Source organism: Thiorhodovibrio litoralis (assembly GCF_033954455.1).
In the GTDB taxonomy this organism is placed as follows: domain Bacteria; phylum Pseudomonadota; class Gammaproteobacteria; order Chromatiales; family Chromatiaceae; genus Thiorhodovibrio; species Thiorhodovibrio litoralis.
Map to the genome: position 1 here is coordinate 4,525,392 of NZ_CP121473.1, position 13,057 is coordinate 4,538,448.

14 protein-coding genes and 1 pseudogene are annotated in these 13,057 nt (G+C 59.6%); 12 read left to right on the forward strand and 3 right to left on the reverse strand.

Features of this window, described 5'->3' with window-relative positions; genetic code table 11:
- Positions 1–330 precede the first annotated feature (330 nt).
- The 6 genes from Thiosp_RS20630 (at position 331) to Thiosp_RS20655 (ending at position 7,125) form a co-directional block, all read left to right on the forward strand.
- Positions 331–1,467 carry a hydrogenase small subunit gene (locus Thiosp_RS20630; protein ID WP_207187960.1) on the forward strand — a complete coding sequence of 379 codons (1,137 nt, stop codon included), beginning with the start codon at positions 331–333 and terminating at the stop codon, positions 1,465–1,467.
- Positions 1,468–1,488: 21 nt separating this feature from the next.
- Positions 1,489–3,279 (forward strand): nickel-dependent hydrogenase large subunit, encoded by a 1,791-nt coding sequence (locus tag Thiosp_RS20635; protein ID WP_201063094.1) that lies wholly within the window; start codon positions 1,489–1,491, stop codon positions 3,277–3,279.
- A 20-nt stretch (positions 3,280–3,299) separates the two neighbouring features.
- A complete protein-coding gene (gene cybH, locus Thiosp_RS20640; RefSeq protein WP_201063093.1) occupies positions 3,300–3,992 on the forward strand; it encodes a Ni/Fe-hydrogenase, b-type cytochrome subunit in 693 nt (230 codons plus the stop codon).
- Entirely contained in the window at positions 3,989–4,630 is a 642-nt protein-coding gene (locus Thiosp_RS20645; protein ID WP_201063092.1) for a HyaD/HybD family hydrogenase maturation endopeptidase, read from the forward strand. The genes cybH and Thiosp_RS20645 overlap by 4 nt, the downstream gene beginning before the upstream one ends.
- A gap of 34 nt (positions 4,631–4,664) precedes the next feature.
- Complete coding sequence (locus Thiosp_RS20650) at positions 4,665–5,489, forward strand: hydrogenase expression/formation C-terminal domain-containing protein (RefSeq protein ID WP_201063091.1); 825 nt, start codon at positions 4,665–4,667, stop codon at positions 5,487–5,489.
- Between the two features lie 337 nt (positions 5,490–5,826).
- A complete protein-coding gene (locus Thiosp_RS20655) occupies positions 5,827–7,125 on the forward strand; it encodes a diguanylate cyclase domain-containing protein (protein ID WP_323696683.1) in 1,299 nt (432 codons plus the stop codon).
- A 35-nt stretch (positions 7,126–7,160) separates the two neighbouring features.
- Here the strand turns inward: Thiosp_RS20655 and Thiosp_RS20660 are convergent, their stop codons facing one another.
- On the reverse strand, positions 7,161–7,415 hold the full coding sequence (locus Thiosp_RS20660; protein ID WP_201063089.1) for a hypothetical protein: 255 nt from the start codon (positions 7,413–7,415) through the stop codon (positions 7,161–7,163).
- Positions 7,416–7,483: 68 nt separating this feature from the next.
- Between Thiosp_RS20660 and moaA the strand changes: the two genes are divergently transcribed.
- The 3 genes from moaA (at position 7,484) to Thiosp_RS20675 (ending at position 9,387) form a co-directional block, all read left to right on the forward strand.
- A complete protein-coding gene (moaA, locus tag Thiosp_RS20665; protein ID WP_201063088.1) occupies positions 7,484–8,524 on the forward strand; it encodes a GTP 3',8-cyclase MoaA in 1,041 nt (346 codons plus the stop codon).
- Between the two features lie 354 nt (positions 8,525–8,878).
- A complete protein-coding gene (locus tag Thiosp_RS20670) occupies positions 8,879–9,136 on the forward strand; it encodes a type II toxin-antitoxin system Phd/YefM family antitoxin (protein ID WP_201063087.1) in 258 nt (85 codons plus the stop codon).
- Positions 9,127–9,387 (forward strand): Txe/YoeB family addiction module toxin, encoded by a 261-nt coding sequence (locus Thiosp_RS20675; protein ID WP_201063086.1) that lies wholly within the window; start codon positions 9,127–9,129, stop codon positions 9,385–9,387. Before Thiosp_RS20670 ends, Thiosp_RS20675 begins: the two co-directional genes overlap by 10 nt.
- A 76-nt stretch (positions 9,388–9,463) precedes the next feature.
- On the opposite strand, the pseudogene Thiosp_RS20680 reads toward Thiosp_RS20675, so the two are convergent.
- Together Thiosp_RS20680 and Thiosp_RS20685 are read right to left on the reverse strand one after the other, a co-directional pair.
- Positions 9,464–9,790 (reverse strand): annotated as a pseudogene (locus tag Thiosp_RS20680) (nickel-dependent hydrogenase large subunit); the annotation flags it as partial.
- 58 nt (positions 9,791–9,848) lie between these two features.
- Complete coding sequence (locus Thiosp_RS20685) at positions 9,849–10,379, reverse strand: class I SAM-dependent methyltransferase (RefSeq protein ID WP_323696684.1); 531 nt, start codon at positions 10,377–10,379, stop codon at positions 9,849–9,851.
- A 773-nt stretch (positions 10,380–11,152) separates the two neighbouring features.
- Between Thiosp_RS20685 and Thiosp_RS20690 the strand changes: the two genes are divergently transcribed.
- Genes Thiosp_RS20690 through Thiosp_RS20700 form a run of 3 tightly spaced genes read left to right on the forward strand, consistent with a single transcriptional unit; the run spans position 11,153 to position 12,920 of the window.
- On the forward strand, positions 11,153–11,998 hold the full coding sequence (locus Thiosp_RS20690) for a nucleotidyl transferase AbiEii/AbiGii toxin family protein (RefSeq protein WP_201063084.1): 846 nt from the start codon (positions 11,153–11,155) through the stop codon (positions 11,996–11,998).
- Between the two features lie 52 nt (positions 11,999–12,050).
- Positions 12,051–12,410: a roadblock/LC7 domain-containing protein gene (locus Thiosp_RS20695; RefSeq protein ID WP_009148653.1), complete on the forward strand. Its 360-nt coding sequence runs from the start codon at positions 12,051–12,053 to the stop codon at positions 12,408–12,410.
- Between the two features lie 39 nt (positions 12,411–12,449).
- Entirely contained in the window at positions 12,450–12,920 is a 471-nt protein-coding gene (locus Thiosp_RS20700; protein ID WP_201063083.1) for a hypothetical protein, read from the forward strand.
- Positions 12,921–13,057 lie beyond the last annotated feature (137 nt).

Here is a 13,057-nt window from a genome sequence, read left to right on the forward strand (position 1 = left end):
GAGTCTTAGCCGTCCGCACGGCGGAAGCGAGCGCCCGCAATCGCTACCCAAATGACGGTGATTCTCCTTCGATCCTCTTGCGAAATGCAGACTCTGCGATGCAGCCACCGCATGAAGGACATTAAACAATTAGCAATTTCTAATGGTTGTATTTTAGACGTTGCTAGATTTCAAATATTCTAATGTTTTGTCTTAACAGCCTTTTTTAATCATTTCTTGATACAGATCAAGCGATCGCGTCCGATTGACCGAGAATTATCAATCCCCCCACATATAATAGGCCTACTTGTCATCGCATTGTAACCGTGCGCTCAATCTGTCAGTAAGCCTATGTCAAGCCCTATACCCACCTCCGATACCTTCTACGACCACTTCCGCCGCCATGGCATCAGCCGGCGGACCTTTCTTAACTTCTGCGGTGTGTCGGCGGCCACCCTTGGCCTGGCCCCGAGCATGGCCGGGCGCATCGCCCATGCGATGGAGACCAAGCCACGCACGCCGGTGATCTGGCTGCATGGGCTGGAATGCACCTGCTGTTCGGAGTCCTTCATCCGCTCGGCGCATCCGCTGGCCACCGATGTGATTCTGTCGATGATCTCGCTGGACTATGACGATCTGATCATGGCCTCGGCGGGACATCAGGCGGAGGCGATCCTGGATGACATCCGCACCCGTTATCGCGGTCAGTACATTCTGGCGGTGGAGGGCAACGCGCCCTTCGGGCAGGACGGTATGAGCTGTTTCATCGCCGGGCGGCCTTTCCATGAGCAACTCAAGGAGATGGCGGCGGACTGCGCGGCGGTGGTGGCCTGGGGGTCTTGTGCCTCCTGGGGCTGCGTGCAGGCGGCGCGGCCCAATCCGACCCAGGCGACGCCGGTCGATGAAATTATCCGCGACAAGCCGGTGATCAAGGTGCCGGGTTGCCCGCCCATTGCCGAGGTGATGACCGGCATCCTGACTTACATGCTCACCTTTGAGCGGATACCGGAACTTGACCGCCAGGGCCGCCCGAAGATGTTCTACGGCCAGCGCATTCACGATAAGTGTTATCGCCGTCCGCATTTCGATGCCGGCCAGTTTGTCGAGTCCTTCGACGACGAGGGCGCGCGCAAGGGCTACTGCCTGTACAAAATGGGCTGCAAGGGGCCGACCACCTACAACGCCTGCTCGACGGTGCGCTGGAATAACGGCGTTTCTTTCCCGATCCAGTCCGGGCACGGGTGCATCGGCTGTTCGGAGAAGGACTTCTGGGACAAGGAAGGCTTCTATCAGCATGTGACCGACACCCATGTGTTCGGCGTCGAGGCCAATGCCGACAAGGTCGGGCTGGCGGCGGTCGGCGGCGTGGGCGCGGCCATTGGCGCGCATGCGGCCTACAGTGCCTACCGGCGCGGCAAGCAAAGCGTCGATGAATCGGCGGGTGCGCCGGGCACCGCCAAGGCCACTGAAACCGAGTCACAGGACTGAGCAACAGGGAGGTAAACCAAAATGACTGTCACCACACCCAATGGTTTTTCACTCGACAACAGCGGCCAGCGCGTCGTTGTCGATCCCGTCACCCGCATCGAGGGCCATCTGCGCGTCGAAGTCAATCTCGATGAGAGCAACGTCATCCGCAATGCGGTCTCCACCGGCACCATGTGGCGCGGGCTGGAGGTCATTCTGCGCGGGCGCGATCCGCGCGATGCCTGGGCCTTTACCGAGCGCATCTGCGGTGTCTGCACCGGCACCCATGCGCTGACCTCGGTGCGCGCGGTGGAGGATGCGCTGGGTATCCCGATTCCGGAGAACGCCAATTCCATCCGCAACCTGATGCAACTGACGTTGCAGGCGCAGGATCATCTGGTGCATTTCTACCATCTGCATGCACTGGACTGGGTGGATGTGGTCTCGGCGCTTAAGGCTGATCCCAAGGCGACCTCCACGCTGGCGCAGTCGATCAGCCCCTGGCCGCTGTCCTCGCCCGGCTATTTCCGCGACATCAAGGCCCGGCTGACCCGCTTTGTCGAATCCGGCCAGCTCGGCCCCTTCATGAATGGCTATTGGGGCAGTCCGGCCTACAAGCTGCCGCCCGAGGCCAATCTGATGGCGGTGGCGCATTATCTGGAGGCGCTCGACTTCCAAAAAGAGATCGTCAAGATCCACACCGTCTATGGCGGCAAGAACCCGCACCCGAACTGGCTGGTTGGCGGCATGCCCTGCGCCATCAATGTCGATGGCACCGGTGCCGTGGGTGCGGTGAACATGGAGCGGCTGAATCTGGTCTCCTCCATCATTGATCGCACCATCGAGTTTATCGACCAGGTCTATCTGCCCGATCTCCAGGCCATCGCGTCCTTCTATAAGGACTGGACCTACGGCGGGGGCTTAAGCAGCCAGTCGGTGCTGTCCTATGGCGACATCCCGGATCACGCCAATGACGACTCCGATGCCAATCTGCTGCTGCCGCGCGGGGCCATCATCGGCGGCGATCTCAACACCGTCCATCCAGTTGATCTGCGCGACCCGGAGGAGATTCAGGAGTTCGTCGATCACTCCTGGTTCCGCTACGCCGACGAGTCCAAAGGCCTACATCCCTGGGATGGCGTGACCGAGCCCAATTTCCAGCTTGGCCCCAATGCCAAGGGCACCAAGACCAACATCCAGGCGGTCGATGAGAACGCCAAGTATTCCTGGATCAAGGCCCCGCGCTGGCGCGGACACGCTATGGAAGTCGGCCCGCTGTCGCGTTGGGTCATCGGCTATGTCCAGGGCCGCCCGGACTTCAAGGAGCCAGTCGACAAGCTGCTCACCGATCTTGGCCTGCCGCTGACGGCGCTCTTCTCCACCCTCGGGCGCACCGCCGCGCGTGGGTTGGAGGCCTCCTGGGCCGCGCACAAGATGCGCTATTTTCAGGACAAGCTGGTCGCCAACATCAAAGCCGGCGACACCGCCACCGCCAACACCGACAAATGGGAGCCGCGCTCCTGGCCCAAGCAGGCCAAAGGCGTGGGCACCACCGAGGCCCCGCGCGGCGCGCTCGGCCACTGGGTGACCATCGAGAAAGGCAAGATCGACAACTACCAGGCCGTAGTACCGACCACATGGAACGGCTCGCCGCGCGACCCCCAAGGCAACATCGGCGCCTATGAAGCGGCGCTTCTCAACACGCCGCTGGCCAAGGCCGAGGAGCCACTGGAGATTCTGCGCACCCTGCACAGTTTCGATCCCTGCCTGGCCTGCTCGACCCATGTGATGAGTCCCGACGGCTCACCGCTGACCGAAATCCGCGTGCGCTGACCATGAGGGAGGAACCTGTCATGCATCCATCCCTGCCCACCACGCGCCAGACGGCCGTGTATGTCTACCAAGCGCCACTGCGCGCCTGGCACTGGATCAACGCGGCCTCCATCACCGTGCTGGCCATCACCGGCTGGTTCATCGCCAATCCGCCGCCAAGCTTAAGCGGCGAGGCCAGCGCCCACTTCCAGATGGGCTATATTCGCTTCTTCCATTTCGCGGCGGCCTATGTCTTTGCGGTTGGCTTCCTGTTCCGCCTCTACTGGGCCTTTGTCGGCAACAGCTATGCCCGCCAGCTCTTTACCCTGCCGTTCTGGCGCCCCGCATTTTGGGCCGAGCTGGTGCACGAGGTGCGCTGGTACGCCTTCCAGGAGTCAGAACCGCGCAAATACGTCGGCCACAATCCGCTCGCGCATCTGTTCATGGTCGTCATCATCACCGTCGGCGGCCTGGTGATGATTTTCACCGGCTTCGCGCTCTACTCCGAACAAACCGGCCTCGGCAGTTGGCAGGATCAACTTTTCGGCTGGGTGATTCCGCTGGTTGGTCAAAGCCAGGACGTGCGCATGTGGCACCACTGGGGCATGTGGGTGCTGGTCGTCTTCGTCATGCTGCACGTCTACACCGCCGTGCGCGAGGATGTGATGTCGCGCCAAAGCCTGATCAGCACCATGATCAGCGGCTGGCGCATGTTCAAGGATGATCGGCCATGACGGCGGTGCTTGGGTCGCAACCAAGGGTTCTGGTCCTCGGCATCGGCAACCTGCTGTGGGCCGATGAGGGCTTTGGCGTGCGCTGCGTCGAAATCCTGAGCGCACGCCATGCCTTCGATGATCAGGTGCACCTGCTCGACGGTGGCACCCAGGGTATCTACCTGGTCAACCTGCTCGAAGGCATCGAGCATCTGATCATCTTCGACGCTATCGACTATGGCCTGCCGCCGGGGACACTCAAAGTCGTTCGGGATGACGAGGTCCCCCGTTTTCTCGGCGCCAAGAAGATGAGCCTGCACCAGGTTGGCTTTCAGGACGTGCTGGCCATGGCCGAGTTGCTCGGCCAGCTGCCACCGAACATGCTTCTGATCGGCGTGCAACCCGAGCGATTGGAAGACTATGGCGGAAGCCTGAGTGACAGCGTCAAGGCGATGATCGAGCCGGCTTTGGCCGAGGCACTGGCCCATCTGGACGCGCAGGGCATTCGGCCAGTCGCCGCGGCGGCCGACGGCGAGCCGCTGGCCGATGGCGCCCAGCCGCACCCGGCGCTGGCGTTGACCGACTACGAAAGCGGGCGCCCATCAACGAAGCAAGCATGGCGCCATGGCGATCAGCGCGTTCTGCAAACCACCTCCTGAATCCACCTCATCAATGCAGCCCCCAGGTGAAACCATGAACGGAAACTCGCAGGTTCGCCCCGCGCTGGACATCACCGACTGCCCAGCGGCGATCGAGGTTCTTGAGCAGCTGCGCACGGGCGTCGCGCACAGCATCGCCGGGCGCCGGGCGGAGCCCATCTCCATCGCCACCCTCGATGCCCCAACCCATGCGCTGGTGATCGAAGCCTTGGGCGAAGGGGAAATCCGCGCCGAGTTCGACGCCTGCGACCAACACCCCAAGGCCATCCTATCCGAGACCGGAATCACCGGCGTGTGGCGTTGGCAGCTCATTGATCCCGCAGGCGAGTCCATTGCGGACGCCTTAGAGCCGGGCGACTGTCCTCTGCTGATGCGCGAACGTCCTTTCCAGACTGCGAGGGGTCGCATTAACTGGCCGCGTGATTATTCCGAAGACACCATGGACGCGGTGGCGGTGCTCGCCGAGCTTGAAACCCACCTTGATCTGCACCCGGAAATCGATGCCGCTGCTCGCGCCAAGGCGTCTGGCCTGGACATCGACAGCACAGTCAACGGCGCAGCGCACCGCATTAATCTCAGCATGCTCCCGCAAAACCCGGCGGCCATGGACCTAATCAACCGCTGCCTCGGCAGCGGACCGGCGCGCATGGTCAACAGCGGCTACGGGCGCTGCCAAATCGAGGCCACCGCCGTGCGCCCGATTTGGCGTCTGCGACATTTCAACAATACCGGGAAGCTGCTGCTCGACAGCGTCGAAATCTGCCCGGTCCCGACCGCCGTCCTGGCCACCAAGGAAGATCTGAGCGACAGCCATGATCGGCTCGATAAGCTGCTGACCACCATCGGCGACGGTGGCTGAACAAGCCGTCCATGTAGCTGTTACAGGGAGTAAAAATCAACGCCCGCAACCTCGACCGAGAGCAAGTCGCCGAGGCCAGACCACCGGCCCTCAGTCATTGATGAAGACCATTCGCGATTACACGAAACCATAATCCGCGGCTTACGCAGCCAGGCTCGGGGTCGGCGCAGCCAGTGCGCTAATAGCCGGTCAAGGCCTTTTTCGGAGGTAATTGATGCAGACTCCAGTCGCACCTCCTCTCCGCGCTGAGTCCAGCGGAGGCTCGAAAACCCGGGGACCCCAGGCGAATGTCTGCCGCGCCCCCAGTTCGCCCTGCCCCCTGCTCGCGACCGGCTTCGTGATTCTGTTTTTGCTCCTCTTCGTCGAGGTGGCGCTTAGCCTGTCGCAAATGCATAAGATGCAGGAGCGATTGGCGCAGGTGGTTGAAGAGTACAGCGCCCGCGGTGCGCTGGCGCAGGAAATGCACCAGAGCTCCCGCGAGCGGGCGATCCTTCTCCACGCCATGATTTCCACCGATGATCCGTTCGAGCGCGATGATCTGCTTGTCGATTTACGCGCCCTCGGCTCCCGGTTCCTCAAGGCGCGCGAGCAGATTGCAGCCATGACACTGAGCAAAGATGAACGCGACTTGCTGCAGCAACAGCGTGAGCTTTCGCGCGCCGCCGGCGCCCTGCAATATCAGGTGATCGACCTCCTTGCCCAGGACCAGCTTGCGGAAGCGAAACGCGTCTTGCTGCACCAGGCGATTCCTGCTCAAGAGCGCGCGCTAGCCGTGGTGCAGAATTTCGCCGCCTTGCAGCAATCCCAGAATCGCGCGGCCCTGGCGGCGACATCCGAGGAGTTTCACCAGGCCGACCATTTGTTGCTGATCATTGGCGGCGTGACTCTGCTGCTGAGCGCTTTGGTGGCCGGCTTCGTGCTGCATCGAACCAACGCCATGATGGCCGCGTTAACGCACTCGAACGCCGAATTGCTCGATGCCCGCGAACGTCTGGAAGAGCGGGTGGCGGAGCGCACCGCGGATCTGCGCCGAGTCAACGAAAAGCTGCTAGACGAGGTCAACGAGCGCAAACGTGCCGAGCGCCAATTGGCCTTCATGGCAACCCACGATGATCTCACCGAACTCCCCAACCGCGCGCTCTTCAACGACCACCTGGCAAAGAGCATCGCCCGCGCGCGGCGAGCGGGAACGCGTCTGGCGCTCTTGTTCGTCGACCTTGACGGATTCAAGCAGATCAACGACAGCCATGGCCACGCGGACGGCGATCACGTGCTACGCGAAGTTGCCTGCCGGCTTAAGTCCCGTGGCCGGGAGCAAGATCTGGTCGCGCGTCTCGGCGGTGACGAGTTCGCGTTGATTCTCGAGCACATCTACCAACCGGCCGACGCGGGCGCAGTGGCGCGCAAGGTTATCGAAGCCGTCTCGGAGCCCATCACAGTGGCCGAAACCAAGCATCAGGTCGGCGCCAGTATCGGCATCGCTCTCTTCCCCGACGACGCCAAGAACCTCAATGAGCTGGTCCGACTCGCGGACAATGCCATGTACTGCGTCAAGCGCTCAGGCAAAGGCAACTACAGATACCATCAGGCACCGCGATTGGCATCGGCTGCCGAGGCGCTGCCTTTTCAGTGGTGAGCCGAGGAGCCCTCTAACATGCAAACTACCGAGACTCAGCCGAATCTCCTAACCACGCGCGCGCCATTCCAGCGTGCCTCCCAGATAAAGTGGGCGTCCGGGATACGCGTCGCGTTCGGATTGATCAGCGACAGCAAAATGTAGTCGGCATCGAACCAGGCATCCGACGTAAGGCTTTGCAATGGGTCCCCGTAAGCGAGGTGGGCTCCGGTATTGAGATCGCCGACGTCCGTAAAAATATCGGCCTGCACGCCTCCCAATAGCGAGGCCATGCGATAGGGCGCGGTCATGTGCCACCAAGATGCGCGCGCCTCTGCTACCCTCTCCCCACAACACATGGAAAACGGAATCGGGCCTGATGACGCCAACTGACTTGCCGGGCAAACGCACGGGAACCGGTGCCCACCAACCACCGGCACTTGTGGATCGTTTTGGCCGCCGCATCACCTATCTGCGACTCTCTATCAGCGACCGCTGCGACTTCCGCTGCATCTATTGCATGCCCGCAAAGCCAGGCTTCACGGATCGCGAGGAGCTGCTGTCGCTGGATGAGTTAGCCGCAGTTGCTGCCGCCTTCGTAGAGCTTGGCGCACACAAGATTCGGCTCACCGGCGGCGAGCCGCTGGTGCGCCCTGGGGCGCTCGGGTTGATTCGCCAGATTGCGTCGCTGCCCCGCCTGAGCGAGCTCGTGCTCACAACCAACGGCTCCCAGCTCGAACGTCTGGCCCATCCGCTGCGCAAAGCTGGGGTACGGCGCATCAACATCAGTCTTGACAGCCTGAGACCAGAGCGTTTTCGCGCGTTGACCCGCACTGGGGATCTCGAAAAGGTGTTGCGCGGCATTGATGCCGCCATCGCCGCCGGCTTTGAACGGATCAAGCTGAATACCGTGATCCTTAAAGGCCACAACCACGACGAGATTCTCGCCTTGACACGTTTTGCAATGGCCAAAGGAATCAATCTCAGCTTTATTGAAGAAATGCCGTTTGGCACAATTGGCGAACATGACCGGGCCGAGACCTTCTACCCGGCCGACCGTATTCGCGAGGAACTCGCTACGGAACTCGCACTGGTTCCCACAACCGAAACCACAGGCGGCCCGGCTCGCTATTACCGCATCCCAGGATCAGAGACCCGCGTCGGCTTTATCGCCCCGCGAAGCCACAACTTTTGTAATGCGTGCAACCGTGTGCGCGTCACGGCGGATGGCCGGCTGCTGCCCTGCCTGGGCGATCCGCAATCCGTCGATCTACGCGCGGTGCTGCGCTCCCATCCAGGTAACGCCGAGCAACTGAAAGGAGCAATCGCTGAGGCCATGGGGATAAAGCCAGAGGGCTGCGACCTCAGCCCGGGCAGCAAGCCGATTGAATTCCGACACCTGATGGAGACAGGAGGCTAAGGGCGCCCCAAGCGCAAGCCGCGCCCATCAGCCCCCCACCCAAGAATCAGCCCTCAGCCGTGTTCGCGCACATGTCCGAGAGCATCTGAAAGATCTGCTCGAAAAAAACTCCGCTCCGACGCTGCTCAGCACACCCGGACGCGCGTCGCCAGTCGTTAGACGAGCCTTCATCGGGCCATGAGGCCCCATAAACATCGCCACACAGTGCAGTTGGCCATGCCATCCAAGGCATCACCGCGCAGAGCATCCGAGCCCATTCGGACGGATCACCTTCCCTAAGGTTGCTTGTCTGACAAGATTGGTCTACCGTCGGTTTAGTACATTTTTCCGTACACCTTAACCCGGAGGTTCCCGATGGATGCCATCAGCTACACCGCCGCGCGGGCGAATCTCGCAAAAACCATGGAGCAGGTCTGTCGCGACCATGCGCCGGTGGTTATTACTCGCAAGCGTGAGTCGCCTGTCGTCATGCTGTCACTCGAGGATTATCAGGCGATGGAGGAAACAGCCTACCTGTTGCGTGCGCCAGCTAACGCAAGGCGCCTGTTGGAATCCATTGCCGAGCTGGAGGCTGGGCATGGTCTGGAACGGGATATGGTTGAGTGCAACTGATTTTCTCCAGTCGCGCCTGGGAGGATTATGTGTACTGGCAAAAGACCGACAAGGCCGTCCTGAAACGCATCAACGCACTGATCGCGGAAGTCAAACGAACGCCTTTCGAGGGCACGGGAAAACCGGAACGCTTGCGACACGGCTTGTGCGGCTACTGGTCCCGGCGTATCACCGGTGAGCATCGAATAGTTTACAAGGCGCTGGATGACGCTATTTTGATTGCACAACTTCGTTATCACTACGAACCCTGATTGTCGGCGGTGAGTTCGCCTGAGAAAGCCGAGAGCATCTGCAAGATCTGCTCGAAAAGCTCCGCTCCGACGCTGCTCAGCACACCCGAACGCGCGTTGCCTCCTTTGCCTCAGGATCGAAGAGATGCACCGCGCAAGCGAGACAGGGGTCGAAGCTATGCACGGTGCGCAGGATCTCTAGCGGCTGATGAGCATCGTGCACGGCCTGCCCCTGCAGGGCAGCTTCATAGGGGCCGGGCTGGTCGGCAGTATCGCGCGGTCCGGCATTCCAGGTGCTGGGCACCACGGCCTGGTAATTGGCGGTCTTGCCGTTCTCGATCACAATCCAGTGGCCCAGCGCGCCGCGCGGGGCTTCCATGTGCCCGACGCCCTGGGCTTTGGCTGGCCAGGTGGATGGATCCCAGGGAGGACCAGGACACGTCAGAGGCCCTATCCACCCAAACAGCAACGAAGTGGTCAATTCACTCGCGATAACGCAGCAGGAAGTAGCCGAAAAGCTGTTCCTTGCCCGCTGGTGTCAGGTGGACCTCCTGGCGTTCGTGCTCCAGATCGAAGGCCGGGCCGAGGGTGTTTTTGATCCGCACCGCATCGTATTGCACGATGTCGAGACCGCTGCATTGAGTCGGCCCGCCGGGGGCGAAGGCGGCGATGATGACGTGCCCGTCAGGAACCAGGCCCGCCATCAGCCGTTGCACATAGGCTTCACGATCGGCGGCATCGGTGAGGAAGTGAAAGACCGCTCGATCATGCCAGATGCGGTATTGCTTGGGCGGCAGAAAGTCAGTCACATCGGCCTCGATCCAACGCACCCGCGCGCTCTGCTTATCCAGGCGCCGCTTCGCGTGCGCCAGCGCATTCCCGGCCAGATCCAGCACCGCGATGTCCGACCAGCCGCGCGCAAGCAGCCGGTCGACCAGCACCGAGGCCCCGCCGCCGACATCAATGAGCCCGCCATCGGGCCCCGGCGGGCTATCCAGCGCCAAGTCGATCATATCCAGCGACGTCTGAGGTTCTAGCTGATACCAACTGACTTCAAGCGGCGACTTATCGCGATAGACCCCCTCCCAGTGCGTTTTCCGACCCGATCTCGAGGAAGCCCGGCTTGGAGCACTCTCTCCCGAAGACAAGCCCGCCGAACCAGGATAATGGGAAACCGCCGCATCTTGCGATTGACCTCTTATCGGCATTCGTCTTCCTCTTTAGCTGATTAGCCCAGCTTATTAGCCCAGCGTATTGGCTCGATGGTAACGGTCGCTTGGGGCGACTGATGGTTCCCCTCAATATTGTACGCGAAGCAATTGCTTGTACGCCCGAGCTTTTACCTGAGCGACTAACTGGAGTCGCGGCGCGACCTGTATTACGAGCGCCTGTTGGCTGTTTCGCGAGATAGGGACTGGACTGGTTGGTGCGTGTATTTTTCTGGAGGGACTGATCGCGCCGGCGGCCCAGATCGGCCCCGATGACCCGACCACCGAGTACGAGGCCTTCGCCGATTTTCTGCTGGGGTGCCTGCAGCCCGCCATGCCGCGCGCGACATAACTGATGTGAGCCGATGACCTCTAGCGCCCAGAATCGACAGCGGCCTGAAGTGGCTGGTCCTGCGCCCGTGGGTCGCATTCCGCACCTTTCGTATGTGACCGGATTCACAGAACGCTGTGCTCGGCTTTGCTAAAATTCACACTTATCCATCCACTGTCGATATATATACTGAAATACTTCAAGAGCATCATGAATTTGCCAGCTAAAAATGCTGCGCATATTAGATATGAAGCCAATCATTAGCCAGATCGGACAAAACCCAATGACGTCCGCCTTAAACCAAATTCAACTTGAAACGCTTCGCGATTTTTACCACATCTTCCCAGAATCCCAAAGCACGCTTATTGGTGCCGTCGCATTAGGGTTTTATTTGGAGGTGTCTTGGCGCAAAACAGCCGATATAGACCTTGTTGTTGCGCTGGACCAAAATGAAGTTTTGACTGCGCTCTCGCAGTACTCTGATTGGACAAGGCATCCAAGGCATGCGTATCGATTTCAGTCGCCACAAGGCCCTTTCTTGAATATTATTCCCGCCGGGCAGGAGTTCTCGGAAAAAGGAATGGTTGAGCTGGAAAACGGTCAGACCATGAACTTCGCTGGGATTGATTTGGCATTGACCCACTCCGTGGCGCATAAGGCTCTGAATTCTCTTGAAGTCAAGGTTTCGCCTCCTTCCTGTATTGCAGTTCTAAAGATGGAGTCTTTTTTAATTCGCCCCTATGAAAGACTTCGCGATCTACAAGATATTGCCCAACTGCTTGATGTTTATATCGATGATACATCCAATCGCTTTTGGGATGTGGGCGTGGAACATATCGGGAATTTCGATTTGGTTCCAGCTTATCTTCTGGGGCAAGATATCGGTAAAATAGTAACCGAGAGACACGTCCAGACACTTCAAGATTTTTTTCAAACGCTGATCGATCCTGAATCTGTGCATCATGCATGGATGGAGAGGCATGGGCCCTCCCATTGGAGTGCCGAAAAAGAGCCGCTTCTCGAAAGGTTAAAGGTGTTGGGTAAAGGTATTGAATATAGTCTTGGCACAAACATACTTGATGGGGAAACTTAAATACGGGAGAGGCAGCCCGTTCAACTCGAGATGATTACAAAACGGAGGCAAAATGGGAATTCCAAAAGATATTTTAAACTCCCTCAACGGCGATGTTGAGGGGTTGCAGACGGCCGCGCTCTTTAGTTCGGACGGTCTCCCACTATTGATCAACAACCCGGCCAATGCCGATGTGGAGTCGTTTTCGGCCAAGTTTGCCATGGTATCCAAACTGGTTAGCAAGACCGTGACGTCACTCAATGGTGGTCGCACGGACGAGATCCTGGTGGAGCAGGACAAGGGCTGGATTCTCTTGCGGGCCGTTGGCAAGGCGGATTTGAATCTCATTATCAGTGTCACGCCCGATGCCACATTGGGGAATCTCAGAATGGTGGCCAAGAGACTGGTGGCGGACATAGCCGCGGCCGTTTGAGACGACATAATCTAAGACTATTTGAGTTGGAGGTGACCCATGGCAAGTGAAGAGGAAAAGAAAAGACAATTGGTGCGCGTGCTTTCGTTGATGATCGAGGGTCTGGCGAAAGGAATCTATGACCTGTTCGACGATTCCGCCTTTGCCCTGATGAGGATAGTGGGCACCGACCTGCTGGAGATCATGCAGAAGGAGATGGGGCTCGAGATCGAAGGTGAAAACCCAACGGATGTGCTGAACGAATTACTCCGTATCTGGGTCGATGAGATCGGATTCTTTGATGATGCCACCGTAAAAGAGATTGAGAACGGATGGATGATCGAGGGAAATCGGTGCAAGGGCTGGAATCTGACGCAGAAGATTTTGGCCACAGGGGTCAAGCAGCCGTTCACCTGCCCGGTGATGAACACCATGAACGCTGCTCTTGCCAAGATGGACGTGAAGACGCACATGAACATCGAACCGATTCCCGAAACCCGAGGGACACGGTTTACGCTCACCCGTGTCTAGCCCGCTTTGCCGCGGTTCTCGTACCTGGTGGACTCGAGGAGAGCGCCGTGGCAATCGGGCCGGTCACGTGAGTGGCCGCGTGCGCGGCGGGTTATGAGGAGATGAGTTGCCGATACGACACGTTTGAGCATTCCGCG